This is a genomic window from Pseudomonas sp. SDO5522_S412, from assembly GCF_054071215.1.
The window spans coordinates 1-26,395 of record NZ_JBSVWQ010000077.1; the positions used below are offsets into that span (position 1 = coordinate 1).

Below are 26,395 nucleotides of genomic sequence, written 5' to 3' on the forward strand. Positions count from 1 at the left end.
AGTCAGCAGATTCATTAGCTGACCCACCGCTTTCGCGAGCAAGCCCGCTCCCACATTTATAGTTGTATTGCCAACTGGCTATTTGAGAACCGCTGCAATTCTGGGTAAAACACCCGAAAGTCCTCGCTCAACGGCTCGTACAGCGCTCGTAATTCCTGCATGGCATGGCCCAGTTCTTCGGGCCGTGTCAGGCGTCGGCCAATTCCTCGAAGTACCTGTTCCATCACCGCAAATTCGCGGTACGAACCCAGCCAGTCATCCGCCGCCATGTACGGCGCAATCTGCGCCAGCCGCCCCGGCAACGCCGGCTCTTCGGCGAGCACCCGGTAAACCTCAGAGGTAAATCGCTCCAGCGGCTGATCGGCATATAACGCCCAGTCCCGCGCCAGGCAGTGGTCGAAAAACACATCGAGGACAATCCCGGCATAGCGGCGCCGGGTCAGGGTGAAGCGCGACAGCGCCTGCCCGATCAGCGGATGACTGTCGGTGTAGCGATCGATTGAGCGATGCAACTGAATCGCCGACTCGATTTGCGGGCTGAATTGGCCTTGCAGGCGACCTTTAACAAAGTCGCCATACAAGCTGCCAAGCAATTGAGCAGGAAGTTGGCCGCCGAGGTGCAGATGTGCGAGATAATTCATGGCGCGCAGTCTAGCACTGCCGTCAACGTATCGTTATAACCCGATATACCGATTCAATCTGGTTTAAGACCAAAATCATATTGGTATATCGGGATACAACGATTTAAAGTTCGCCTCATCGCGATATAACGTTTTACAAAACCGAGCATCACTGCCATGTCCATCGACCTCGACGAAATAATAAAAGCCCTGGCGCACCCAGTACGGCGAGACATCCTCAACTGGCTGAAAGACCCGAAAGTGCAATTCCCCGAGCAGTTGCACAACCACGAATACGGCATTTGCGCCGGGCAGATCGACCAGCGCTGCGGGCTGTCTCAGTCCACCGTGTCGGCGCACCTGGCGAACCTGCAACGGGCGGGGCTGATCAGCAGCCAGAAGGCCGGCCAATGGCACTTTTTCAAACGCAATGAGGACGTGATCCAAGCCTTCCTCAAAGCGCTCACCGAAGAACTCAGCGCACCGCTGTAACAAGGACCCATCAATGCCTCTCTCGCTACTCATCCTGGCCTTAAGCGCCTTCGCCATCGGTACCACCGAGTTCGTCATCATGGGCCTGTTGCCCGATGTGGCGGCCGACCTCGGTGTATCGATTCCCGGCGCCGGCTGGCTGGTGACCGGCTACGCCCTGGGCGTGGCCATCGGTGCCCCCTTCATGGCACTGGCCACCGCCAAGCTGCCGCGCAAGGCCGCCCTGGTAGCGTTGATGGGCATCTTCATCATCGGCAACCTGCTCTGCGCCCTGGCCAGTGACTACAACGTGCTGATGTTTGCCCGTGTGGTCACCGCGCTGTGCCACGGTGCCTTCTTCGGTATCGGTTCGGTGGTCGCCGCCAACCTGGTGCCGGCCAACAAGCGTGCTTCGGCCGTGGCGCTGATGTTCACCGGCCTGACCCTGGCCAACGTGCTCGGCGTACCGCTGGGCACCGCGCTGGGTCAGGAAGCCGGCTGGCGCTCGACCTTCTGGGCCGTGACGGTGATTGGGGTGATCGCCCTGATCGGCCTGATCCGCTTCCTGCCGGCCAAGCGTGACGAGGAAAAACTCGACATGCGCGCCGAGCTCAGAGCACTCAAAGGCGCCGGCATCTGGCTGTCGCTGAGCATGACCGCGCTGTTCGCTGCGTCGATGTTCACCCTCTTCACCTACGTCGCGCCGCTGCTGGGGGACGTCACCGGTGTTTCGCCCAAAGGCGTGACCTGGACCCTGCTGCTGATCGGCCTGGGCCTGACCGTCGGCAACATCATCGGCGGCAAGCTGGCAGACAAGCGCCTGGCTGCCACCCTGATCGGCGTGTTCATCAGCATGGCAGTGGTGTCCACCGTACTGACCTGGACCAGCGTCGCCGTGATCCCGACTGAAATCACCCTGTTCCTCTGGGCCACCGCCTCGTTTGCCGCCGTACCGGCACTGCAAATCAACGTGGTGACCTTCGGCAAGGCCGCACCGAACCTGGTGTCCACCTTGAACATCGGCGCCTTCAACATCGGCAACGCCCTCGGCGCCTGGGTGGGCGGCAGCGTGATTGCCCACGGCTTCGGCCTGACCAGCGTGCCCCTGGCCGCTGCTGCACTGGCCGTGCTCGCGCTGCTGGTGACCCTGATTACTTTCCGTCAGACCGGCGATGCCGACCTGGCCCCCGCGACTAACTGATCAACTAAAGAGAAGGGTGTTATCCCATGACGACTATTTTCGATCCGATCAAACTGGGCGACCTGGAACTGTCGAACCGCATCATCATGGCGCCGCTGACCCGCTGCCGTGCCGACGCCGGTCGCGTGCCCAATGCGCTGATGGCTGAGTACTACGTCCAACGCGCTTCCGCCGGGCTGATCCTCAGCGAAGCCACCTCCGTAACGCCAATGGGCGTGGGTTACCCGGACACCCCGGGCATCTGGTCCAACGACCAGGTTCGCGGCTGGGCCAATGTGACCAAGGCCGTGCACGGTGCAGGCGGCAAGATCTTCCTGCAACTGTGGCACGTGGGCCGGATCTCCCACGAGTCGTACCTGGACGGTGAAACCCCGGTCGCGCCAAGTGCCATCCAGCCTAAAGGCCATGTCAGCCTGGTACGCCCACTGGCCGACTACCCAACGCCGCGCGCCCTGGAAATCGCCGAAATCGCCGACATCGTCGACGCCTACCGCGTAGGTGCCGAGAATGCCAAGGCCGCCGGTTTTGACGGCGTGGAAGTCCACGGCGCGAACGGCTACCTGCTCGACCAGTTCCTGCAAAGCAGCACCAACCAGCGCACCGACAACTACGGTGGCTCCCTGGAAAACCGCGCACGCTTGCTGCTCGAAGTCACTGACGCCGTGATTGAAGTCTGGGGCGCCGGCCGTGTAGGCGTGCACCTGGCACCGCGCGCCGACTCCCACGACATGGGCGACGCCAACCTGTCGGAAACCTTCACCTACGTCGCCAAAGAGCTGGGCAAGCGTGGCATCGCGTTCATCTGCTCCCGTGAAAAGGAAGCGGGCGACAGCCTCGGCCCACAACTGAAAGCCGCCTTCGGTGGCCCGTACATCGCCAACGAACGCTTCACCAAGGACAGCGCCAATGCGTGGCTGGCTTCGGGCAAGGCTGACGCCGTGGCATTCGGCGTGCCGTTCATCGCCAACCCGGACCTGCCGGCTCGCCTGAAGGCCGATGCACCGCTGAACGAAGCACATCCAGAGACTTTCTACGCCAAAGGCCCGGTCGGCTACATCGACTACCCGACCCTGGCACTCTGATCTGCTGAAACGAAAAAGCCCCGACTTGCGAGAGCCGGGGCTTTTTTATGGGCCGCAGGAAACATTCCTTCACAGCCTTGCAACAATATTGCTACAAAATACTTAGCCAACTACCTATCAACCGCCCGCCAGCCCGTATATAACGTCACCCCACAAAATCAGGGAAAAGCCTGATTGACCAGCCCCGGTGTTTATTGTTGACACAACTGGTCGCAATTACGCATTTTGTCTTAATTGCGCAGGCCAGGGCTCAAGCGCAGCATGTCCAACGCGATATCGACCCAGCGCTCTGCGTCCTGGGCCAACTGGAAACTGTCGGGCACCAGCAGCCACTGGCCGAGAATTCCGTCGATATAGGCGTGCATGCACACCGCGGCACGTACGGTGTCGAGATTCTCCGGAAGCTGCCCGCGATGGACCGCGTTACGCAAGGTCAGCCCGATGCGCAGGTTGCATTCGAGGCTGGCGGTCTGGCGCTGACGGCGCAGATCACACATTTCATCGGTGAATTCGCACTTATGAAACAAAATCTCATTGATGCGCCGGGTCTTCGGGTCCAGGGCCACTTGATGGAACAGATGAATCAGCAGCTTGCGCATGCAACCCAGCGGATCGACCTCGTCCTCGCTCTCACTGGCCCTGGCCAATTCATCCAGCGGCTCGTGCAGCGTATCGAGCATCGCCTGCACCAGATCGGCCTTGTTGCTGAAATGCCAGTAGATGGCACCACGTGTCACGCCTGCCAGCGCGGCAATATCCGCCAGCGTGGTACGCGCAACCCCGCGCTCGTAGAAGGCCTGCTCGGCCGCTTCAAGAATCTGGCTGCGCGTTTCCTGAGCTTCCTCTTTGGTACGACGAACCATGGCAGTAAAACCTCAATCAGGAGACTTGGGGTGATCGGTAACGCAGACTCAACCGCCGCTAACGACCATCTGAATAATTGTGGGACGACACCGTCAAGGGCGCCGAACGTACTAGAATCGAGGCTTTGGACGCTGCTTTGTCAACATTCCGCGAAGCCTGTCAAGAGTTTACAAACAACCATGAACGTAAGTATATTGCGTAGCAAGCTACTTATCCACTCAGTGCCTGTTTTTTACCCTTCCACACTTCTTGTGCGCACTCTGCGCGCCTGACCCGAGGATCTTCATGCAACTTAAGCCAGCTGTTACCGCCCTGGTTACTGCCGTCGCCCTGGCATCGCTGCTCAGCGGATGTAAAAAGGAAGAAGCGGCTCCGCCCGCTCAAACCCCTCAGGTCGGCGTGGTCACTATTCAACCTCAAGCCTTTACCCTGACATCCGAGCTGCCAGGCCGCACCACGGCCTACCGCATTGCCGAGGTTCGCCCTCAGGTCAACGGCATCATTCTCAAGCGTCTGTTCAAGGAAGGGGGCGACGTCAAGGAAGGCCAGCAGCTCTATCAGATCGATCCGTCGGTGTATGACGCCTCGCTGAAAAGCGCCCAGGCCAACCTCGCCCAGACCAAGTCGATTGCCGATCGCTACAAGCAGTTGGTCGATGAGCAGGCCGTCAGCCGCCAGGAATACGACACCGCCGTGTCCAACCGCATGACCTCTGAAGCCAACGTGCAAACGGCCCAGATCAACGTGCGCTACACCAAGGTGTTTGCCCCGATCTCCGGGCGTATCGGTCGCTCTTCGGTCACCGAAGGCGCGCTGGTCAGCAACGGCCAGACCGACGCCATGGCAGTGATCCAGCAACTGGACCCGATCTACGTCGACGTCACGCAGTCCTCCGCCGAGATGCTGAAACTGCGTCGCGACCTGGAAAGCGGCCAACTGGAAAAAGCCGGCGAAAACGCGGCCAAGGTCAAGCTGACCCTGGAAGACGGCACCGCCTACGGCGTGGAAGGCAAGCTGGAATTCTCCGAAGTCTCGGTCGACGAAACCACCGGTTCCGTGACCCTGCGGGCCGTGTTCCCGAACCCTGACCACACCCTGCTGCCGGGCATGTTCGTCCACGCGCAGTTGCAAGCCGGTGTGAACAGCAAGGCCATCCTGGCACCACAGCAAGGCGTGACCCGCGACCTGAAGGGCATCCCGACCGCGCTGGTGGTGAACAAGGACAACAAGGTCGAGCAACGTGTACTGGTGGCCAACCGCACTACCGGCGCCTACTGGCTGGTGGAAAAAGGCCTGAACGCCGGTGACCGTGTGATCACCGAAGGCCTGCAATTCATCAAGCCGGGCATCGAAGTCAAGGTCAAGGACGCTGATAACGCCAAACCCGCCGGTTCCGCTGCTGCTCCTGCTGCCGCTGCTGGTCAAGGGGAGTAATTCATGTCGAAATTTTTTATCGACCGTCCCATTTTCGCCTGGGTAATTGCCCTGGTGATCATGCTGGTCGGGGCACTGTCGATCCTGAAGTTGCCCATCAACCAGTACCCGGCCATCGCGCCAACCGCCATTGATATCCAGGTGACCTACCCGGGCGCGTCTGCACAAACCGTGCAGGACACCGTGGTGCAGGTGATCGAACAACAGCTCAACGGTATCGACAACCTGCGTTATGTCGCCTCGGACAGTAACTCCGACGGCAGCATGACCATCACGGCGACGTTCAACCAGGGTACCAACCCGGACATCGCCCAGGTTCAGGTACAGAACAAGCTCAACCTGGCGACCCCGCTGCTGCCACAAGAAGTACAGCAGCAGGGTATCCGCGTTACCAAATCGGTGAAGAACTTCCTGATGGTGATCGGTCTGGTGTCGGAAGACGGCAGCATGACCAAGGATGACCTTTCCAACTACATCGTTTCCAACATCCAGGACCCGATTTCCCGGACCGCCGGTGTGGGCGACTTCCAGGTGTTCGGTTCCCAGTACGCCATGCGTATCTGGCTCGACCCGGCCAAGCTGAACAACTACCAGCTGACGCCAGTGGATGTCAGCAACGCCATCCAGGCGCAGAACGTCCAGGTGGCCACCGGCCAACTCGGCGGCCTGCCTGCCCTGCCCGGCACTCAGTTGAACGCCACCATCATCGGCAAGACGCGTCTGCAAACCACTGAAGCGTTCGGCAATATCCTGATGAAGGTCAATACCGACGGTTCCCAGGTTCGCCTGGGTGACGTTTCGCGTATCGAACTGGGCGGCCAGAACTACAGCATCAGCGCACAGTTCAACGGCAAGCCGGCTTCCGGTATGGCGATCAAGCTGGCAGCCGGTGCCAACGCACTGGACACCGCCAAGGCGATTCGCGAAACGGTTGCGTCCCTCGAACCGTTCTTCCCGCCTGGCATGAAGGCTGTGGTGCCGTATGACACCACGCCGGTTGTGACCGAATCGATCTCCGGTGTGGTTCACACCCTGATCGAAGCGATCGTGCTGGTGTTCCTGGTGATGTTCCTGTTCCTGCAGAACTTCCGCGCCACCATCATCACCACCATGACCGTACCGGTGGTATTGCTGGGTACCTTCGGGATCCTCGCTGCGTTCGGCTTCACCATCAACACCCTGACCATGTTCGGCATGATCCTGGCCATCGGCTTGCTGGTAGACGATGCCATCGTTGTGGTGGAGAACGTCGAGCGGGTAATGGCCGAGGAGCACTTGTCGCCCAAGGAGGCGACGGTCAAGTCCATGGGCCAGATCCAGGGGGCCCTGGTGGGTATCGCCCTGGTGCTGTCGGCGGTATTGCTGCCAATGGCGTTCTTCGGTGGTTCCACCGGTGTGATCTACCGCCAGTTCTCCATCACTATCGTTTCGGCGATGGCGCTGTCGGTACTGGTTGCCCTGGTCTTCACCCCGGCCTTGTGCGCCACCATGCTCAAGCCGATTGACCCGGAAAAACACGGCCAACCCAAGCGCGGTTTCTTCGGCTGGTTCAACCGTACCTTCGACCGTGGCGTACTGAGCTACGAGCGCGGCGTCGGTAACATGATCAAGCACAAGTTCCCGGCGTTCGTGGTCTATGCCCTGATCCTTGCCGGCATGATCTGGATGTTCACCCGCATTCCAAGCGCGTTCCTCCCAGAGGAAGACCAGGGCGTGATCTTTGCCCAGGTACAAACGCCGGTGGGTTCTTCGGCTGAACGTACGCAGAAAGTCATCGACGATATGCGCGCCTACCTGTTGAACGACAAGGAAGGCGAGCCAGGCGAAGGCAAGGCTGTCAAATCGGTGTTTACCGTGAACGGCTTCAACTTCGCCGGTCGTGGCCAGAGCTCGGGCCTCGCGTTCGTGATGCTCAAGCCGTGGGACGAGCGTGACTCGAGCCAGTCGGTATTTGAGGTTGCCAAGCGTGCCCAGGGTTACTTCTTCGGGGCCTTCAAGGACGCCATGGTATTTGCCGTGGTGCCACCTTCGGTACTCGAACTGGGTAACGCCACCGGTTTCGACGTGTTCCTGCAAGACCAGGGCGGCGTCGGCCACCAGAAGCTGATGGATGCGCGTAACCAGTTCCTGGGTGCCGCGGCACAAAGCAAGATCCTGGCGGGCGTGCGCCCCAACGGCGTGAACGATGAGCCGCAGTACGAGCTGACCGTTGACGACGAGAAGGCCAGTGCCCAGGGCATCAGCCTGGCAGACATCCAGCAGACCCTGGCAATCGCCTTGGGTGGCAGCTACATCAACGACTTCATCGACCGTGGTCGTGTGAAGAAGGTGTATGTACAGGGTGACGCCGCCAGCCGGATGTCTCCGGAAGACCTGAGCAAATGGTACGTGCGCAGCACGTCCGGGAAGATGGTGCCGCTGTCGGCCATCTCTTCGGGCAAGTGGATCTTCGGTTCGCCGAAACTCTCGCGCTATAACGGTGTAGCGGCGATGGAAATCCTCGGTACCCCGGCACCTGGCTACAGTACCGGTGATGCGATGGCGGAAGTCGAACGCATTGCCAAGGACCTGCCGGCTGGCGTTGGTTACTCCTGGACTGGCCTGTCGTATGAAGAACGTCTGTCCGGCTCCCAGGCACCTGCGCTGTACGCCCTGTCGCTGCTGGTGGTGTTCCTCTGCCTCGCGGCACTGTACGAAAGCTGGTCGATCCCGATTGCGGTGATTCTGGTTGTACCGCTGGGTGTGATCGGTGCGTTGATCGCCACCAGCCTGCGGGGACTGTCCAACGACGTGTTCTTCCAGGTGGGCCTGTTGGTGACGGTGGGTCTGGCAGCGAAAAACGCCATCCTGATCGTGGAGTTCGCCAAGGAGCTCCACGAGCAGGGCAAAGGCATTGTCGAGTCGGCCATCGAGGCATCCCGCATGCGTCTGCGACCGATCATCATGACGTCCATGGCGTTCATGCTCGGCGTACTGCCCCTGGCAATTTCCACCGGTGCCGGCTCAGGTAGCCAGCACGCCATCGGTACGGGCGTAATTGGCGGTATGATCACCGCCACGGTCCTCGCGATCTTCTGGGTACCCCTGTTCTTCGCAACCGTGTCCTCCGCTGGCGAGCGTAAAAAGACTGAACCCAAGCAAACTCCTAAAGAGGCTGGCCAATGAGCAAGTCGCTACTTTCCTTAGCTGTCACGGCATTCGTGCTCAGTGGCTGCTCGCTGATCCCGGACTACCAGCGCCCTGAAGCGCCGGTAGCCGCGCAGTTCCCGCAGGGGCCGGCGTATTCGTCGGCCCAGGCGCCGGGCCAGGCAGCTGCCGAGCAGGGCTGGAAGCAGTTTTTCCATGACCCTGCCCTGCAACAGCTGATCCAGACCGCCCTGGTGAACAACCGCGACCTGCGTGTCGCGGCCCTGAACATCGATGCGTATGCCGCGCAGTACCAGATCCAGCGCGCCGACCTGTTCCCGGCGGTTTCGGCCACGGGCAGCGGCAGCCGTACGCGCACCCCGGCCAAGCTGTCGCAGACCGGCGAAGCGGGCATCACCAGCCAATACTCGGCGGGCCTCGGGATCAGTTCTTATGAGCTGGACCTGTTCGGCCGCGTACGCAGCCTGAGCGAACAAGCGCTGCAACAATACTTCGCGACCGAAGAAGCGCGTCGCACCACCCAGATCAGCCTGGTGGCCAGCGTGGCCAACGCCTACCTGACCTGGCAGGCCGACAAGGAGCTGCTCAAGCTCACCCAGGACACCCTGGGCGCGTACGAACAGAGCTTCAAACTGACCTCGCGCAGCAATGAAGTCGGCGTGGCTTCGGCCCTGGACCTGAGCCAGGCCCGTACCTCGGTGGAAAACGCCCGGGTTGCACTGGCGCGTTATACCCGCCAGGTGGCCCAGGACGAAAACAACCTGACCCTGCTGCTGGGTACCGGCCTGCCGGCGAACATCGTCAGCCGGCCATTGGCTGATGACCTGTTGAGCGAAGTACCGGCCGGCCTGCCATCGGACCTGCTGCAACGTCGTCCCGACATCCTGCAGGCCGAGTACAACCTCAAGGCGGCCAACGCCAACATCGGTGCGGCACGCGCTGCGTTCTTCCCGAGCATCACCCTGACCGCCAGCGCCGGCACCGCGAGCCCGACCCTGGGCGGCCTGTTCAAGGGCGGTTCGGGTACCTGGTCGTTTGCACCGCAGATCAACATCCCGATCTTCAACGCCGGCAGCCTGCGCGCCAGCCTGGATTACTCGAAAATCCAGAAAGAGATCAACGTCGCCAACTACGAGAAAGCCATCCAGACCGGCTTCCAGGAAGTCTCCGACGGCCTCGCCGCCCGTGAGACCTACAAGCAGCAACTGGACGCCCAACGTGGCTTCGTCGCGGCCAACCAGGATTACTACCGCCTGGCCGAGCGTCGCTACCGTATTGGTGTCGACAGCAACCTGACGTTCCTCGACGCCCAGCGCCAACTGTTCAGTGCCCAGCAATCGCTGATCACCGACCGCCTGGCGCAGCTCAACAGCGAGGTCAACCTGTACAAGGCCCTCGGTGGTGGCTGGAACGAACAGACCGCGAAGAACGAACCGTTGAAAGAAGAAGCACCGCCCTTGAAGTTGTTCTGATAGTGGCGCAGTAAACAAAAACCGCTTCCCGCCCAGGAAGCGGTTTTTTTACGCCCATGACTTTGCGTTCGATCATCGCCCACAACCCGCTCTCCCCCACTTTCATCGCCCCCGCACCGCCCCGCACCATGGCCGCCACCTGCATAACCCCAATAACAACAGGTCTGACACCATGAGCACTTTCGACCCGCGCCGGCTTTTGCTGGCAACCGCTGTCGCCAGCATTGCCCTCCCCGTTGTCGCTGAAGAACACGGCTTCCTGGAAGACGCCAGCGCCAACCTAAACCTGCGTAATTTCTTCTTCAACCGCAACTACACCAACCCCAGCAAGACCCAGGGCGGCGCACAGGAGTGGACGCAAAGCTTCATCCTCGACGCCAAATCCGGCTTCACCCAGGGCACCGTCGGTTTCGGCGTGGATGTACTGGGCCTGTACTCATTGAAGCTCGATGGCGGACGCGGCACGGGTGGCACCCAGCTGTTGCCGCTGGACCACGATGGCCGCCCGGCGGATGAATTCGGGCGTCTGGGCGTGGCGTTCAAGGCACGGGTTTCAAAGACAGAAGTGAAAGTCGGCGAATGGATGCCGGTGCTGCCGATCCTGCGTTCGGACGATGGCCGCTCGCTCCCGCAAACCCTGCGCGGCGGGCAAATCACCTCCAAGGAAATCGACGGCCTGACCCTGTACGGCGGCCAGTTCCGCGCCAACAGCCCACGGGACGACAGCAGCATGACCGACATGTCCATGTTCGGGAAAACCGCGTTCACCTCCGACCGCTTCAACTTCCAGGGCGGCGAATATGCCTTCAACGACAAACGCACCCAGATCGGTGTGTGGAACGCCCAACTCAAGGACATCTACAGCCAGCAATACCTCAACCTGATCCACAGCCAACCGGTGGGCGACTGGACCCTGGGCGCCAACCTCGGGTTCTTCTATGGCAAGGACGACGGCAGCGCCCGCGCCGGTGACCTCGACAACAAGACCTGGTCCGGACTGTTCTCGGCCCGATACGGCGGCAACACGTTCTACGTCGGCCTGCAAAAACTCACCGGCAACAGCGCCTGGATGCGCGTCAACGGCGCCAGCGGCGGCACCCTGGCCAACGACAGCTACAACGCCAGCTACGACAACGCCCAGGAAAAATCCTGGCAGGTACGCCATGACTATAACTTCGCCGCCCTGGGTATTCCGGGCCTCACGCTGATGAACCGCTACATCAGCGGCAGCAACGTACACAGCGGCACGGTGACCGATGGCAAGGAATGGGGACGGGAAAGTGAAGTGGCCTACGTGGTGCAGAGCGGAGCGCTGAAGAATCTCAATGTGCGCTGGCGTAACTCCAGCATGCGCCGGGACTACAATAACAACGAGTTTGATGAAAACCGGTTGATCGTCAGTTACCCGATAAGCCTGCTGTAAAGCCTCGACAGTCTTGTTGTATGGTGCGCGCGTGTCATGGATGACCCGCCCCAGCAGCCAATGTCATTCGAGTCCGCCATGAAACACTTCGCCACCGTATCGGCCGCACTAGCCCTGGCCCTGAGCCTCAGCGGTTGCATCGGCCCGCCTCTGGCGCTGACACCGCAAACCGAACAACGCCTGAAAACCGAGGCGCCAATCCGTTTTTTGCTGACCTTCGATGACGGCCCCAGCGCCTCGGGCTTCATGAACCCCAGCCGTTCGGTGATGGCGGACCTGGCGAACAACCCGATACAGCCGGGGATCAAGGCGGTGTTCTTCCTGCAGACCGAGGCGCCCCGCTCCGGCGGCAACCCCCGGGGCTACAAGACCATGGAGCGCGAATACGCGGCCGGCCATATCCTGGGCTTCCACACCGCGACCCCGTGGCACAGCAACCATCGCTTGCAGAATCCGGCTGAACTGGAGCACTACCTCAGCCTGGGTTCGTCGACCCTCACCTCCATCACCGGCCAACCGCCCACACTGGTACGCCCGCCGTTCTGGAACTATGACAAGCGCACCTTCGCCGCCTATCAGCAACACGGCATGCATGTGTTGCTGACCGACCTGAGTGCAAACGATGGGGTGATCTGGGTGTTCAACGGCAGCCCGCGTCGACGGGAAAACCTGATACGCCAACTCTCGGTGGTGCGCGAGCGCATCGCCAAAGGCGAATTACCGACGGTGGACGGCGTGATCCCGGTGGTGGTGACCTTCCACGATATCAACCGCTACACCGCCTGGCACTTGAAGGAATACCTGCAAATCCTGCTGGACAGCGCCCATATCAATGGCGTGCCCCTCGCCACACAGCCTTTCTACACCGACCGGGCAACCTTGCAGCGAGCCGCCATGGCCCGCACGGTAAAAAGCGCCGACGAAGTGGTGCACCTGCCCGGTGTGTGGAATTGGGTGTGGGACGCTGACTCGCACTAGGCGCGCGACTCTACCCCCAACTCATCCCACACCGACTCGGCCAAGTGAAACGTCGCATTCGCCGCCGGAATCCCGCAATAGATCGCGCTCTGCATCAGCACTTCCTTGATCTCGGCGCGGGTCACACCGTTGCTCGCGGCGGCGCGCAGGTGCAGCTTCAGCTCTTCGCTGCGGTTCATGCCGATGAGCATGGCGATGGTGATCAGGCTGCGGGTATGCCGCGGCAGCCCCGGGCGGGTCCAGATATCACCCCAGGCGTGGCGGGTGATCATTTCCTGGAACTCGCTGTTGAACTCGGTCAGGGCGTTGAGGCTGCGGTCGACGTGGGCGTCGCCCAGCACTTCGCGGCGCACTTGCAAGCCTTCGGCATAACGTTGTTTCTCGTCCACAAAACGCTCCTCATGCAACGGTGACGACAGGCACATACCTGTGGCGAGGGAGCTTGCTCCCGTTGGGTCGCGCAGCGACCCCAGTGAGGCCGCTGCAGGGTTTTACAAATAGTTGGGTTGCGGCTGCTCAGGGGCTGCTACGCAGCCCAACGGGAGCAAGCTCCCTCGCCACAGGGTTCAGCGATACTCAGCGCGATAGCAGAAATTCCAGCACACGGTCGCTGAACGCCGCACCGGCTTGCACGTTGGACAAGTGCGCGGCATAGAACTCGGCATACTCGGCGCCCTGCACATGCGCCTGGATAAAGTGCCCACCCGCCGGCGGCGTCACCGCATCTTCGCTGCCTGCGATCACCAGGGTCGGCACCTTGATCGACGCCAGTTGCTCGCGGAAATCCGCGTCGCGCACGGCCGCGCAGTTTGCGGCATAACCCTGGGGATCAGTCGCCGCCAGCATATCGGTGGTCAGCTTGGCCTGGTCAGGATGAGCCTCGGCGAAGTCGGCGGTGAACCAGCGGGCAATTGACGCATCACGCAGGGCAACCATCGCGGCCGCACCGTCGCGCAGGACCATCTCGATGCGTGGGTTCCAGATCTCGGGCGTGCCGATCTTCGCGGCGGTGTTGCACACCACCAGCCGGCGCAAACGCTCACCCGCGTTGATCCCCAGCCACTGGCCGATCAGGCCGCCCATGGACAACCCGCAGAAATGCGCGCGCTCGATCTGCAACGCATCCAGCAGCGCCAACACGTCACGGCCCAACTGCTCGATGCTGTAGGGGCCTTCGGTGACCAGCGACTTGCCATGGCCCCGGGTGTCGAAACGCAGCACCCGGAAGTACTGGGTGAACGCCTCGATCTGGATGTCCCACATATGCAGGTCGGTGCCCAGGGAGTTGGACAGCACCAGTACCGGTGCATCTTCGGGGCCATCGAGTTGGTAGTTCAGTTCGCCATCGGCGAGTTGTACAAATCCCACAGCAGCCTCCTCAGGCAGTCAAAGCAAAATGTTCGGCCACGGCCCGGGTGACCCAGGTGTGCGCCTGGCCCAGGTAGTGCGCCGGGTCCAGCAGGCGATCGAGTTCGGCCGCCGAAAGCTCGGCAGTCACTTGGGGTTCATCCCCCAGCACCGCCCGCAGGTGGCGCCCGTCGGCGACGGCGCGTTTGCAGCATTGTTCCAGCAGATGGTGCGCGGTTTCGCGGCCCAGGCGCTGGGCGAGGACGATGCTGACCGCTTCGGCCAGTACCAGGCCCTGGGTCAGATCAAGGTTTTGGACCATGCGCCGGGGGTCGACTTCCAGGCCTTCGCTGACCAGCAGCGCCTGATGCAATGCACCGGATACCAGCCGGCAAATCTCCGGCAGGGTTTCCCATTCGGCGTGCCACAGGCCCAGGCTGCGTTCGTGTTCCTGGGGCATCGCGCTGAACATCGTTGCCACCAGGCCGGGCACTCGCGTGGCAGCGCTGATCAGCACGGCAGCGCCCACCGGGTTGCGCTTGTGGGGCATGGTCGAAGAGCCGCCCTTGCCGGGGGCCGACGGCTCAAACACTTCCGCCGCTTCGGTCTGCATCAGCAGGCTGATGTCGCGACCCAGCTTGCCGAGGCTGCCGGCGATCAAACCGAGCACCGAGGCAAACTCCACCAGGCGGTCGCGCTGGGTGTGCCAGGGTTGCTCCGGCAGGCCCAGCTGCAACTCGGCGGCCAGTGCTTGCGCCACCGGCATCGCCTGTTCGCCGAGGGCCGCCAGGGTTCCGGAAGCACCGCCAAATTGCAGCACCAGCAAACGCGGCTTCAGCTCACTGAGGCGCTGCCGGTTGCGGGTGACTGCGCCGAGCCAACCGGCGATCTTCATGCCCAGCGTGACCGGCGTTGCATGCTGCAGCCAGGTCCGGCCCGCCAAAGGAGTTGTCCCGTAACGCTGGGCCTGGGCGGCAAGAATGTCTCCCAACCGCGCCAGATCATGTTCGATCAGCTCGACTGCGCTGCGCAGTTGCAGCACCAGGCCGGTGTCCATCACATCCTGGCTGGTAGCGCCCAGATGCACATAACGTTCGGCGCCGGCATCTTCGCTGGCGATCAACTTGCCGAGGGCCTTGACCAACGGAATCGCAGAGTTGCCTGCGGTGGCGATGGCGTCGCCGAGGGCATCTACGTCGTAGAGAGAAGCCAGGCACGCCTGGGCAATGGGCGCGACGGCCGCTTGCGGGATCAACCCGACCTGAGCCTCGGCCCGGGCCAGCGCCGCTTCGAAATCCAGCATGCCCTGCAAACGCCCCTGGTCGCAGAACACTTCGGCCATGCCGTTGGCGGTGAAGTAGGCGTCGAACAGTTGGTTGCTCGTGCGCATCGTCATAACACATCCCTAGGTGGCGCATACCCGGCAACGGGCATGCGCCAGCCGGTTACAGATCGTGGTGCAAATACGCCGCCTCTTTGGGCAGGCGCAAGCTGAACAGGAACGCCACCGCCATCATCGCCGTGACGTACCAGTAGAAGGTGTTCTCCATGCCCATGGACTTGAGCCCCAAGGCCACATATTCCGCCGAACCGCCGAAGATCGCGTTCGCCACCGCATACGCCAGGCCCACGCCCAGTGCGCGTACTTGTGGCGGGAACATTTCGGCTTTCACCAGGCCGCTGATGGAGGTGTAGAAGCTCACGATGGCCAGGGCCAGGGTGATCAGCACAAAAGCCAGGAACGGGCTGCTGACGGTTTTCAGGGTCAACAGGATTGGTACAGTGCACAGCGTGCCCAGGGCGCCGAACCACAGCATCGAGTTACGGCGGCCAATCTTGTCCGCCAGCATGCCGAACACCGGCTGCATGCACATGTAGAAGAACAGCGCGCCGGTCATGATGTAGCTGGCGGTCTTGGCGTGCATCCCGGCGGTGTTCACCAGGTACTTCTGCATGTAGGTGGTGAACGTGTAGAAAATCAGCGAGCCGCCGGCGGTGTAGCCGAGCACGGTGATAAACGCCGCCTTGTGATCGCGGAACAGCGCGGCAATGCTGCCGGCGTCCTTGTCTTCACGCATTTCCTTGCTGGTGGTTTCTTTCAGGGTGCGACGCAGCAACAGCGAGATCACCGCCGCAATGGCGCCGATCACGAACGGAATGCGCCAGCCCCAGGCCCGCAGTTCTTCTTCGGTGAGGATCTGTTGCAGGATCACCACCACCAACACCGCCAGCAGTTGCCCGCCGATCAGGGTCACGTACTGGAACGAGGCGAAGAACCCGCGCTGGCCCTTGAGGGCGACTTCACTCATGTAGGTGGCAGTGGTGCCGTATTCGCCGCCTACCGACAGGCCTTGGAACAACCGGGCGACCAACAGCAGGGCCGGGGCCCAGGCGCCGATGTCTTTGTAGGTGGGCAAAAAGGCGATGACCAGGGAACCGGCGCACATCATCAGCACCGAGATCATCATCGAATTCTTGCGACCGTGTTTATCCGCCACCCGGCCGAACAGCCAGCCGCCGATAGGGCGCATCAGGAAGCCGGCGGCGAACACGCCGGCGGTGTTCAGCAGTTGCACGGTGGGGTCGTCCGACGGGAAAAACGCCGGGGCGAAATAGATGGCGCAGAAGGCATAGACGTAGAAGTCGAACCATTCGACGAGGTTGCCGGAAGAGGCACCGACAATCGCAAAAATCCTTTTGCTGCGTTCTTCTCCGGTGTAGTGGCTGGTTTTTGTTGTCATGTTTTTTCACTCAGTGGGAACGGTTATAGCCTAGACATACTTTGCAACAACCATGTTCCGCAAGCAGACTTTTGGATATTTGTTGCCTGGGCCGGCCTCATCGCGGGCAAGCCCGGCTCCCACATTTGGAATGCATTCCCCTGTGGGAGCTGGCTTGCCTGCGATAGATCCGCAACCCACTCAATAATCGAAGAACACCGTCTCTTCGTCTGTGCCCTGCAAAATCACATTCCACTGATACACACCCGCCGCATCCGCCTTGGCGATCAACGTGCGGCGGCGCTCCTGCGGCACACACGCCAGCAGCGCGTCATCCCCATTCGCCGCTTCACCGTCAAAGTAAATCCGCGTCAGCAGGTGCTTCACCAGCCCACGGGCAAACACCAGCACCACCAGGTGCGGCGCCTGGGTCGTGCCCTTCAACCCCGGCACACTGCCCGGCTTGATGGTGGTAAAGCGAAAACGCCCTTCAGCGTCCACCGGCACCCGGCCGAAGCCTTCGAAGTTCGGGTCCACCGGTTTGTCCTGCTCATCCTCGGGATGGTCGTACTTGCCGGCCGCATTGGCCTGCCAGACTTCCAGCATGGCGTCGTTGACCACATCGCCATTGCCATCCACCACCTGCCCGGTGATCGCCACGCGCTCGCCGAGGGTGGCCGCAACGGTCAGGTCTTCGCGGTTCAGCCAGGTCAGGCCGATGTGGTAATACGGCCCGACGGTGTGGGAAGTAGTCGCGTTGAGGCTCATCTCATTTCTCCATCGGCGTGGCGTCGCGGCCGCGCAGGACGATGTCCCAGCGGTAGCCGAGGGCATAGTGCGGAATGGTTTTTTCCAGATCGAACGAGGCGATCAGGCGTTCCTTGGCGGACGTGTCCGGGACGCAGTTGTAGATCGGGTCATAGGCCAGCAGCGGGTCACCGGGGAAATACATCTGCGTCACCAACCGCGTCAGCACACTCGGGCCGAACAGCGAGAAGTGGATGTGCGCCGGGCGCCACGCGTTGTGGTGATTGCCCCACGGGTAGGCGCCGGGCTTGATGGTCTGGAACTGGTACCAGCCGTCGGCGTCGGTGACGGTACGCCCGGTGCCGGTGAAATTCGGGTCCAGCGGTGCGTCGTGCTGGTCGCGCTTGTGGTTGTAGCGGCCGGCAGCGTTGGCCTGCCAGATTTCCACGAGGATGCCGGGAACGGGCAGGCCGTTTTCATCCAGCACGCGCCCATGAATGATGATGCGTTCGCCCTGGGGCTCGCCTTCGTGCTGGGCGGTCAGGTCGTTGTCCTTCTCGTTGACGCGCTCGGCGCCGATGGTCGGGCCGGTGATTTCCGACAAGGAATGGGGCAGGAACACCAACGGCTTGGACGGCGAACGCAGGTTCGTCGACTGGTAGGCCGGGTGCAGGTAATCAGGCTGAGTACCCGCTTGCGGGCGCCGGTATCCGGGCTTGTCACTCATGGAGCAATCCTCTTTATTCTTGTGGGTCTCAAACGCGTTCGATCGCCAGGGCCAGGCCTTGGCCCACACCGACGCACATCGTCGCCAGGCCTTTGCTGCCACCGTTTTTTTCCAGCTGATGCAGCGCGGTCAGTACCAGGCGCGCACCGCTCATGCCCAGCGGATGGCCAAGGGCAATCGCGCCGCCGTTCGGGTTGACCTGCGGTGCGTCGTCGGCAATCCCCAGCTCGCGCAGCACGGCCAGGCCCTGGCTGGCGAAGGCTTCGTTGAGTTCGATCACATCGAAATCAGTTACCGCCAGGCCCAGGCGCTCCACCAGTTTGCGCACCGCCGGCACCGGGCCGATGCCCATCACACGCGGCGCCACACCTGCGCTGGCCATGCCCAGCACCCGGGCGCGGGCGGTCAGGCCGTGTTTTTTGACGGCTTCAGCAGAGGCCAGAATCAGCGCGGCGGCACCATCGTTCACACCAGAGGCGTTGCCTGCGGTGACGGTCTTGTCCGGGCCGTTGACCGGCTTGAGTTTGGCCAGGGCTTCCAGGGTGGTATCGGCCCGTGGATGCTCGTCGTGCTCGACCACGGTTTCGCCTTTTTTGTGGGCGACACGCACCGGTACGATTTCTTCGGCGAAGAAACCGGCGGCCTGTGCAGCGGCCGTACGTTGCTGGCTGCGCAGGGCGAAGGCGTCCTGGTCGGCGCGGGAGACTTTATAGTCGTCGGCCACGTTGTCAGCGGTTTGCGGCATCGGGTCGACGCCGTACTGGGCCTTCATCAACGGATTGATAAAGCGCCAGCCGATGGTGGTGTCTTCCAGCTTCATGTTGCGCGAGAACGCCGCATCGGCCTTGCCCATCACGAACGGCGCGCGGGACATCGACTCGACGCCACCGGCAATCGCCAGTTCCATCTCGCCGCTGGCGATGGCGCGGAAGGCCGTGCCGATCGCGTCCATGCCCGAAGCGCACAGGCGGTTCAGGGTGACGCCGGGAATGCTCTCCGGAAGGCCCGCCAACAATGCCGCCATGCGCGCCACGTTGCGGTTGTCTTCGCCGGCCTGGTTGGCGCAGCCGAGGAACACTTCGTCCACCGCGCTCCAGTCCACCGATGGGTTGCGTTCCATCAGCGCCTTGATCGGCAGTGCCGCCAGGTCATCGGCGCGCACGGTGGACAAGCCACCGCCAAAACGGCCGATAGGGGTACGAATGGCGTCACAGATAAATACGTCGCGCATCAGGCTTCTCCGGGGGCTTGGCCGTGGGCGGCAGCGGTGCGTGCCTCAAGGTCGCGCAGGGCAGTCAGTTCAATCTCGGTGGGTTCGGCGCTGGTGGTCACCTGGTCGGCAAAACGAATCGCCCAACCGGTGGCGGCCACTACTTGCTCACGGGTCACGCCGGGGTGCAGGGCGGTGACGACAAATTCGTGGCTGCCCTCCTCCGGCTCCATGATGCACAGGTCGGTAATAATCCCTACAGGACCGGCGCCTGGCAGACCCAGGCGTTTGCGCGAGTCACCGCCTTCGCCGTGGCCGACCGAAGTGATGAAGTCCAGCTTGTCGACAAACGAGCGGGCCGACTGCTTGAGGATGATCAGCACGCTCTTCGCGGAGCCGGCGATCTCCGGTGCGCCACCGGCACCTGGCAGGCGCACTTTGGGCTGGTGGTAGTCACCGACCACGGTGGTGTTGATATTGCCGAAACGGTCGACCTGGGCCGCGCCGAGGAAGCCGACGTCAATGCGCCCGCCCTGCAGCCAGTAGCGAAAAATCTCACCGGTCGGCACCACGGTGTCAGCGGTTTCAGCCAGCTCGCCGTCACCGATGGACAGCGGCAGCACCGAAGGCTTGGCGCCAATCGGGCCGGACTCGTAAATCAGCACCACATCCGGCGACGATGTCAGGCGCGCCAGGTTGGCAGCCTTGGAGGGAAGGCCGATGCCGACGAAGCACACCGAACCGTTCTTCAGGCGGCGCGCGGCGGCGACGGTCATCATTTCGTTGGTCGAGTAAGCCATTATTTGGCCTCCTGCGCGGTGGCCAGCTTGGCCTGGAATTCACTGAAATTAGCGGTGCCGTGGATGTATTCGTTGATCCACGCAGTAAACGTCTCACGGTCCCGGGCGATGGGGTCCCAGGCCTGGTAGAAACGGTTGTCACGCTCGGTGTAACCGTGGGCGTAGGACGGATGCGCGCCACCCGGCACATGGCACACGGCAGTCAGGGCCCAGGTCGGCAGCACGCAGGCGTTCATCGGCGCGTTGAGGTCGTCGACGATTTCTTCAACGGTAACGATGCAGCGCTTGGCCGCCAGGGCCGCTTCCTTCTGCACCCCGAGGATGCCCCACAGCAGCACGTTGCCCTTGCGGTCAGCCTTTTGCGCGTGGATCACGGTGATGTCCGGGCGCACCGACGGCACGGCCGCCAGCACTTCACCGGTGAAGGGGCAGGTCACGGTCTTGATCAGCGGGTTGACCTTGGGCAGGTCGGAACCGGCGTAGGCGCGCAACACCGCGAATGGCAGGCCGGAGGCACCGGCGACGTAGGCATTGGCCAGGTCGGCGTGGCTGTGCTCTTCGATCTCCAGCGGTTGCGGCCATTGCTTTTCAACGGCGTCCCGCAGGCGATGCAGTGAACCCACGCCCGGGTTGCCGCCCCAGGAGAAAATCAGCTTGCGTGCACAGCCGGCGCCGATCAACTGGTCGTAGATCAGGTCAGGCGTCATGCGCACCAGCGTCAGGTCTTTCTTGCCCTGACGAATGATTTCATGACCTGCCGCCGTAGGAATCAGGTGAGTAAAGCCTTCGAGTGCAACGGTGTCGCCGTCATTCACGAACTGCGTTACCGCATCAGCCAGCGAAAGGATTTCAGCCATGGGGTGGGCTCCCGGTATCGATCGAAAAAGGCGCTGGAGGCAGCGCCGAAGTGCTTGAAGATTAAGCCGGGGGTCGGGGCCAAACAATCCGATAATCGACTGAGTGTTCGATTATCGAACGGATTGTTGTCTTGCTATCGGTCCGTTTCAGGTAGCGTCGGCATGGCTGACCATGCCCTTGATCACCACCGCGGTGGTGGCCAATGCCGCCGGGATCACCAAGGCGGTCAGCACCTGTTCGAAGTTCCAGCCCAGGCCCAACAAGGTCGCGCCCATCCACGCCCCGAGGATCGCGCCGAAGCGGCCGATGCCGAGCATCCACGACACGCCCGTGGCGCGGCCCTGGGTCGGGTAGAAACGTGCGGCCAGCGACGGCATCGCCGACTGCGCACCGTTGACACACATGCCGGCAATCAACACCAGAGTCGCCAGCAGCGTGATATTGCCCAGGCTCTGCCCCACCGCGTAGGCAAACACCCCGGCCAGCAGGTAGAAGGTACCGATGACCTTGTGGGGATTGAACCGGTCCATCGCCCAGCCCACGCCGACCGCACTCAATACGCCGCCAAACTGGAACAACGCACCGATAAACGCGGCCTGTTCCATGCTGGCGCCGCTGTCGCGCATCAGGGTCGGCAGCCAACTGGTCAGCAGGTAAACAATCACCAGGCCCATGAAATACGTCAGCCACAACAGCAAGGTGCCGGCGCTGTAGGTGCCGGAGAAGATCACCGCGAACACGTTGCGCGCCTTGACGGTTTTCTGTTCGGGCACGCTGAAGCTCGAGGCCTGGGCGACGATGCCCGGCTCGATAGGCGCCAGGGTCTTGCGCACCTTGTCGGTGCCGCGATTGCGCACCACCAGGTAACGCGCCGACTCCGGCAGCCAGAACAGCAGCACCACCGCGAGGATCAGCGGCAACAGGCCGCCGATCATCAGCAGGCTGTGCCAGCCATACGCCGGGATCAGCTTGGCCGAGATAAACCCGCCACCGGCCATGCCCAGGTTGAAGCCGCAGAACATGCTGGTCACCAGCAGCGACTTATGGCGTTCCGGGGTGTATTCGGAGAGCAGTGTCGTGGCGTTCGGCATGCCGGCGCCCAGGCCGAGACCGGTGAGGAAGCGCAGGATCAGCAGTTGATCGACGTTGCTGCTGTAGGCCGAGGCCAGGCTGAAGGCCCCAAACACCAGCACCGCCCCCACCAGCACCACCTTGCGCCCGAAGCGGTCGGCGAGTGGGCCGGAGCCCAGGGCGCCGAAGACCATGCCGATCAACGCGGCGCTCATCACCGGGCCGAGGCTGGCGCGGTCGATGCCCCAGTCCTGGGACAGCGCCGGGGCGATAAAGCCCATGGCGGCGGTGTCGAGGCCGTCGAGGAAGACGATGAGAAAACACAGGATCACCACTCGCCACTGATACCGCGACAGCGGCTGGGCGTTGATGAAGGACTGAACGTCCAGGCAAGTACCGACAGCAGGTGAAGGCTGATTCATTATTTTTATTTCCACACCGATGGGCGGGCGAACGACCTTGAGTCGTCATTATTATTGGGGCGGCGCCTTGAAGCGCTGCCGCACATTAATAAGCCTTGGGAAACACCGTCAATTCATCCAGCCGGGATCTGTGCGGTCACCGAACAGCTTACGCAAACAGCTGCGCACTCAGCTCCTGGCTGGCACTGAGCATGCTCGGCAGGAAACGCTGCTCCAGCTCGCTGCGGCTGACCCGCCCGGCATGGGTGCTGACGTTCAGTGCCGCCAGGACCTGGCCCGAAGCGTCGTACACCGGCACGGCGATGGAACGCAGCCCTTGCTCCAGTTCCTGGTCGACAATGCACCAGCCCTGCTGCCGCACTTCCTGCAGGCATTCGAGCAAGGCTTGCGGGGTGGTGAGGGTGCGGCTGGTCTTGGTTTGCAGGTCGGCGTGGTCGAGGTAGTCCTGCAGCGAGGCGTCATCCAGCGCCGCCAGCAGGATACGGCCCATGGAGGTGCAGTAGGCCGGGAGACGGCCGCCCACGGAAAGGTCGACGGAAATCAGGCGTTGGGTGGTGGCGGAGCGGGCAATGTAGAGGATGTCATCACCTTCCAGGGTTGCCATGTTGCACGCCTCGTGGAGCTGCTCGCTCATGCGGTCCAGGTAAGGCTGCGCCGAAACGGCCAGGGGCGTGGACGACAGGTAAGCGTGGCCGAGGGTCAGCACCTTGGGCAACAGCGAATAGGTACGCCCGTCGGTGGTGGCGTAGCCGAGTTTGATCAGGGTATGCAGGCAACGGCGTACGGCAGCGCGGGGGATTTCCGTGCGGTGGCTAATCTGGGCGATGGTCAGGTGGCGCTTGCGCTCCTGGAATGCCTGCACCACGGCCAGGCCGCGTGCCAGGGAGGTCATGAAATCCGGATCACCGGTAAACGCCTGGATGCGCTTGGCCGGTGACGCAACGATCGGCGGCGCCACTGATGCGAAGGAGTTGCGCAATTGATCGTTCATTTGGGGTCCTTTCTCTTATTTTTAACCGCTGCGGGAGGGTGACCGCTATTACAAGCCGCCGTGCAATGGCTGCACAAGGCAGGGCAACCAACATTGGGCGATTATCGGACGGTCATTCGATTATCGCAATTTGTCACCGCCGACCGGTGCCGGAACCCCTCTACATCCATTTGAGTGCCTTTCAGAATCGACTGATGTACGAGAGAAGTTAAGGTTGATTAACGCCTGTAGAACATTGCACGATTTATGGCGCCAATAGTTCAGCAAATACCCCACACACCTGCGTAACAAAACCCTCACACAAAGTTGACGATTTTTAACTTGTTGGCGATAGTGTTATTCAAGCGCGTGGCTATAATGCATCCTGTGCAGGAGCCAGCCTCGCCTGACCCCGAGGATAGATTTCACCCAGTCGTGCACCGGCTGCGTGCAGGCTCCGCCGCAAGTACCTGACACACATTTCGAATGCCTGCCAACTGCTTGTGGCTGTGACAAGAAAACTGTTGCTACGACAACTGCTCTTCTCCGGTATCGTGGCCGCGTGCAATAAAGAAGTGGTTTTTCCTGTATACCTTTCCACGCTGATCTTCAGATTGACGGTATACCGGGGGCGACTTCCCGGCATCGCGTTTCGCCGGAATCAAACTCAACTCAATTAGGTAACAATGTGACGAAAGACGAACTGCGCGCGGAACTTGAGCGCCAGGAACAACGTTACAAGGATGTTTACGGCGGGGAAGTCACCACCTACGCCGCCCAGCCAGAACCTGAACGCAAGCCATGGCGCAAACGAGCCAGCCTGCTCGACCAGGCCTTTGCCCAGGAAATCCAAAAGATTGAACAGGACCTCAAAGCCGAAGAGCCATAAGCGTTTCGGGTTGAGCTTCCAAAGGAGCCATCTCTCTGCCAGTACCACGCTGGTGGAGGGAAGCCCGTTATGTGGCCTTAGCGAAATTTCATACGATTGTTTCAGTTATTCCCTTCCGGCGCTTTATCCCGCGAATTTGATGGATCCTCCATATAAATCAATCACTTGCCAAAGCCCCGAAAACACCGGGATGCACGCCTCCCCCCCATTTTTTTTCGTTGAAGAATGTTACCGATGAGCAGCTAGTGCATTGATTACCGATGTTTTCTGGCATAATCGCGCCCCCTTACGACCGGGTCAGAAAACCTTCATGATCGATTTATTCAGCGGACTGGATGCTTGGGTTCTAGTGAGCCTGTTGCTCGCCCTGGCCTTTGTCCTCGCCTTCGAGTTCATCAATGGCTTTCATGACACCGCTAACGCGGTTGCCACAGTCATCTATACCAAAGCCATGCCTCCGCATCTGGCCGTGTTCTTCTCCGGGGTGTTCAACTTCCTCGGCGTGTTGCTCGGTGGGGTCGGTGTTGCGTATGCCATCGTGCACCTGCTGCCGGTGGAGTTGCTGATCAATGTGAACACCGGCCACGGTCTGGCCATGGTCTTCTCATTATTGGCAGCGGCGATCACCTGGAACCTCGGCACCTGGTATTTCGGGATCCCGGCGTCCAGTTCCCACACCCTGATCGGTTCGATCCTCGGTGTCGGCCTGGCCAACGCCCTGATCAACGACATTCCCCTGGCTGACGGCGTCAACTGGCAGAAAGCGATCGATATCGGCGCTTCGCTGGTGTTCTCGCCGATGGCTGGTTTCGTGGTTGCCGCCCTGGTGCTGCTGGGCCTGAAATGGTGGCGCCCGCTGTCGAAGATGCACAAGACACCGGATCAGCGCCGCAAGCTCGACGACAAGAAGCACCCGCCGTTCTGGAACCGCCTGGTCCTGGTGATTTCGGCGATGGCCGTGAGCTTCGTGCACGGCTCCAACGACGGGCAGAAAGGTATTGGCCTGATCATGCTGGTACTGATCGGTATCGTGCCGGCGCAGTTCGTACTGGACCTGGGCAGCACCACTTACCAGATCGAGCGCACCCGCGACGCCACGCTGCACTTGAATCAGTTCTACCAGCGCAATCAAGAAACCCTCGGTGAGTTCCTGGCCCTGGGCAAAAGCGTGAAAGACGATTTGCCGGGCAAGTTCCAGTGCAATCCGCAGCAGACTGAACCGACGATCAACGCCCTGCTGGGGACCTTGAAAGGTGTCTCTGACTACCATTCGTTGACCGCCGAGCATCGGATTGAAGTGCGTCGTTATCTGTTGTGCCTGGATGACACCGCGAAGAAGGTGGGCAAGTTGCCAGGCCTGGATGCGCGTGAGAAGTCGGACCTGGACAAGTTGCGCAAGGACCTGACGGCGACCACCGAGTACGCGCCGTTCTGGGTGATCCTGGCGGTGGCACTGGCCTTGGGCCTGGGCACCATGGTGGGCTGGAAGCGTGTGGTGCTGACCATTGGTGAGAAGATCGGCAAGCAGGGCATGACGTATGCCCAGGGTATGTCGGCGCAGATCACCACGGCCAGCATGATTGGCTTGGCCAATATCTTCAGCTTGCCGGTTTCCACGACCCATGTGTTGTCTTCGGGTGTGGCGGGGACCATGGTGGCGAACAAGAGCGGGCTGCAAGGTGGCACCGTCAAGACCATTCTGATGGCTTGGGTGTTGACGCTGCCGGCGACTGTGGGCCTTTCGGCCGGGTTGTTCTGGTTGGCTTCCAAGGCTTTGGGTAGCTGACAGCTCTTGGGCTTGTGAAGAGGGTGCGACCTGTGAGGGTCGTGCCTTTTTTTATGGCTGGGGTTTGGGTGTATATCCGTTATCTAGGTAACGGCCACTTATGGTTCCGCTCTTACAGCGGCTCACTTTTGAACAGCGCAAAAGTAAGCAAAACGC

General features: G+C 61.5%; 23 protein-coding genes. 10 read left to right on the forward strand and 13 right to left on the reverse strand.

The features are described from left to right. Positions 1-56: 56 nt before the first annotated feature. On the reverse strand, positions 57-641 hold the full coding sequence (locus ACW9I6_RS17085; RefSeq protein ID WP_003219791.1) for an acyl carrier protein phosphodiesterase: 585 nt from the start codon (positions 639-641) through the stop codon (positions 57-59). A 156-nt stretch (positions 642-797) separates the two neighbouring features. On the opposite strand from ACW9I6_RS17085, the gene ACW9I6_RS17090 reads away from it, so the two are divergent. Genes ACW9I6_RS17090 through ACW9I6_RS17100 form a run of 3 tightly spaced genes read left to right on the forward strand, consistent with a single transcriptional unit; the run spans position 798 to position 3,374 of the window. Then, on the forward strand, positions 798-1,112 hold the full coding sequence (locus ACW9I6_RS17090; protein ID WP_003219793.1) for an ArsR/SmtB family transcription factor: 315 nt from the start codon (positions 798-800) through the stop codon (positions 1,110-1,112). A 13-nt stretch (positions 1,113-1,125) separates the two neighbouring features. After that, complete coding sequence (locus ACW9I6_RS17095; RefSeq protein WP_003219795.1) at positions 1,126-2,292, forward strand: MFS transporter; 1,167 nt, start codon at positions 1,126-1,128, stop codon at positions 2,290-2,292. A gap of 26 nt (positions 2,293-2,318) precedes the next feature. Beyond that, entirely contained in the window at positions 2,319-3,374 is a 1,056-nt protein-coding gene (locus ACW9I6_RS17100) for an alkene reductase (protein WP_008431139.1), read from the forward strand. 230 nt (positions 3,375-3,604) lie between these two features. Here ACW9I6_RS17100 and ACW9I6_RS17105 read toward each other — a convergent pair whose 3' ends face one another. Further along, complete coding sequence (locus tag ACW9I6_RS17105; protein ID WP_003219798.1) at positions 3,605-4,237, reverse strand: TetR family transcriptional regulator; 633 nt, start codon at positions 4,235-4,237, stop codon at positions 3,605-3,607. A 286-nt stretch (positions 4,238-4,523) separates the two neighbouring features. Between ACW9I6_RS17105 and ACW9I6_RS17110 the strand changes: the two genes are divergently transcribed. The 5 genes from ACW9I6_RS17110 to ACW9I6_RS17130 all read left to right on the forward strand — a co-directional run bounded on the left by ACW9I6_RS17110 (position 4,524) and on the right by ACW9I6_RS17130 (position 12,692). Beyond that, the gene (locus tag ACW9I6_RS17110; protein ID WP_003219800.1) at positions 4,524-5,672 is read left to right on the forward strand and encodes an efflux RND transporter periplasmic adaptor subunit; all 1,149 of its coding nucleotides are present in this window, start codon (positions 4,524-4,526) and stop codon (positions 5,670-5,672) included. Positions 5,673-5,675: 3 nt separating this feature from the next. Further along, a complete protein-coding gene (locus ACW9I6_RS17115) occupies positions 5,676-8,837 on the forward strand; it encodes an efflux RND transporter permease subunit (RefSeq protein WP_003219803.1) in 3,162 nt (1,053 codons plus the stop codon). Then, positions 8,834-10,291, forward strand: coding sequence for an AdeC/AdeK/OprM family multidrug efflux complex outer membrane factor (adeC, locus tag ACW9I6_RS17120; protein ID WP_003219806.1), 1,458 nt, complete (start codon positions 8,834-8,836; stop codon positions 10,289-10,291). The genes ACW9I6_RS17115 and adeC overlap by 4 nt, the downstream gene beginning before the upstream one ends. A 172-nt stretch (positions 10,292-10,463) precedes the next feature. Continuing rightward, positions 10,464-11,714 carry an OprD family porin gene (locus ACW9I6_RS17125; RefSeq protein ID WP_219406635.1) on the forward strand — a complete coding sequence of 417 codons (1,251 nt, stop codon included), beginning with the start codon at positions 10,464-10,466 and terminating at the stop codon, positions 11,712-11,714. Between the two features lie 78 nt (positions 11,715-11,792). Continuing rightward, the gene (locus ACW9I6_RS17130; RefSeq protein WP_166742188.1) at positions 11,793-12,692 is read left to right on the forward strand and encodes a polysaccharide deacetylase family protein; all 900 of its coding nucleotides are present in this window, start codon (positions 11,793-11,795) and stop codon (positions 12,690-12,692) included. Here ACW9I6_RS17130 and pcaC read toward each other — a convergent pair. The 11 genes from pcaC to pcaR all read right to left on the reverse strand — a co-directional run bounded on the left by pcaC (position 12,689) and on the right by pcaR (position 23,585). Beyond that, positions 12,689-13,081, reverse strand: coding sequence for a 4-carboxymuconolactone decarboxylase (pcaC, locus tag ACW9I6_RS17135; protein ID WP_003219813.1), 393 nt, complete (start codon positions 13,079-13,081; stop codon positions 12,689-12,691). The genes ACW9I6_RS17130 and pcaC overlap by 4 nt on opposite strands. 187 nt (positions 13,082-13,268) lie before the next feature. Continuing rightward, a complete protein-coding gene (pcaD, locus tag ACW9I6_RS17140) occupies positions 13,269-14,060 on the reverse strand; it encodes a 3-oxoadipate enol-lactonase (protein ID WP_457339577.1) in 792 nt (263 codons plus the stop codon). Between the two features lie 10 nt (positions 14,061-14,070). Then, complete coding sequence (locus ACW9I6_RS17145; RefSeq protein WP_008431146.1) at positions 14,071-15,435, reverse strand: 3-carboxy-cis,cis-muconate cycloisomerase; 1,365 nt, start codon at positions 15,433-15,435, stop codon at positions 14,071-14,073. Positions 15,436-15,484: 49 nt separating this feature from the next. Further along, positions 15,485-16,780, reverse strand: coding sequence for an MFS family transporter (locus ACW9I6_RS17150; protein ID WP_003219818.1), 1,296 nt, complete (start codon positions 16,778-16,780; stop codon positions 15,485-15,487). Between the two features lie 180 nt (positions 16,781-16,960). Continuing rightward, on the reverse strand, positions 16,961-17,527 hold the full coding sequence (gene pcaG / locus ACW9I6_RS17155; protein WP_003219820.1) for a protocatechuate 3,4-dioxygenase subunit alpha: 567 nt from the start codon (positions 17,525-17,527) through the stop codon (positions 16,961-16,963). 1 nt (position 17,528) lies between these two features. After that, positions 17,529-18,233, reverse strand: a complete 705-nt coding sequence (gene pcaH, locus ACW9I6_RS17160; protein ID WP_003219824.1) for a protocatechuate 3,4-dioxygenase subunit beta — start codon at positions 18,231-18,233, stop codon at positions 17,529-17,531. Positions 18,234-18,261: 28 nt separating this feature from the next. Beyond that, positions 18,262-19,467, reverse strand: coding sequence for a 3-oxoadipyl-CoA thiolase (gene pcaF, locus ACW9I6_RS17165; protein WP_177028400.1), 1,206 nt, complete (start codon positions 19,465-19,467; stop codon positions 18,262-18,264). Beyond that, positions 19,464-20,246, reverse strand: a complete 783-nt coding sequence (locus ACW9I6_RS17170; RefSeq protein ID WP_172834582.1) for a CoA-transferase subunit beta — start codon at positions 20,244-20,246, stop codon at positions 19,464-19,466. Before ACW9I6_RS17170 ends, pcaF begins: the two co-directional genes overlap by 4 nt. Beyond that, positions 20,243-21,100, reverse strand: coding sequence for a CoA transferase subunit A (locus ACW9I6_RS17175; protein ID WP_457339578.1), 858 nt, complete (start codon positions 21,098-21,100; stop codon positions 20,243-20,245). The genes ACW9I6_RS17170 and ACW9I6_RS17175 overlap by 4 nt, the downstream gene beginning before the upstream one ends. A gap of 147 nt (positions 21,101-21,247) precedes the next feature. Further along, positions 21,248-22,594: an MFS transporter gene (locus ACW9I6_RS17180; protein WP_003219832.1), complete on the reverse strand. Its 1,347-nt coding sequence runs from the start codon at positions 22,592-22,594 to the stop codon at positions 21,248-21,250. Positions 22,595-22,742: 148 nt separating this feature from the next. Continuing rightward, entirely contained in the window at positions 22,743-23,585 is an 843-nt protein-coding gene (pcaR, locus tag ACW9I6_RS17185) for a pca regulon transcriptional regulator PcaR (RefSeq protein ID WP_003219833.1), read from the reverse strand. 667 nt (positions 23,586-24,252) lie between these two features. On the opposite strand from pcaR, the gene ACW9I6_RS17190 reads away from it, so the two are divergent. Both ACW9I6_RS17190 and ACW9I6_RS17195 read left to right on the forward strand, forming a co-directional pair. Further along, entirely contained in the window at positions 24,253-24,453 is a 201-nt protein-coding gene (locus ACW9I6_RS17190; RefSeq protein ID WP_003219834.1) for a hypothetical protein, read from the forward strand. A gap of 310 nt (positions 24,454-24,763) precedes the next feature. Then, a complete protein-coding gene (locus ACW9I6_RS17195) occupies positions 24,764-26,239 on the forward strand; it encodes an inorganic phosphate transporter (RefSeq protein ID WP_003219836.1) in 1,476 nt (491 codons plus the stop codon). Positions 26,240-26,395: the final 156 nt, after the last annotated feature.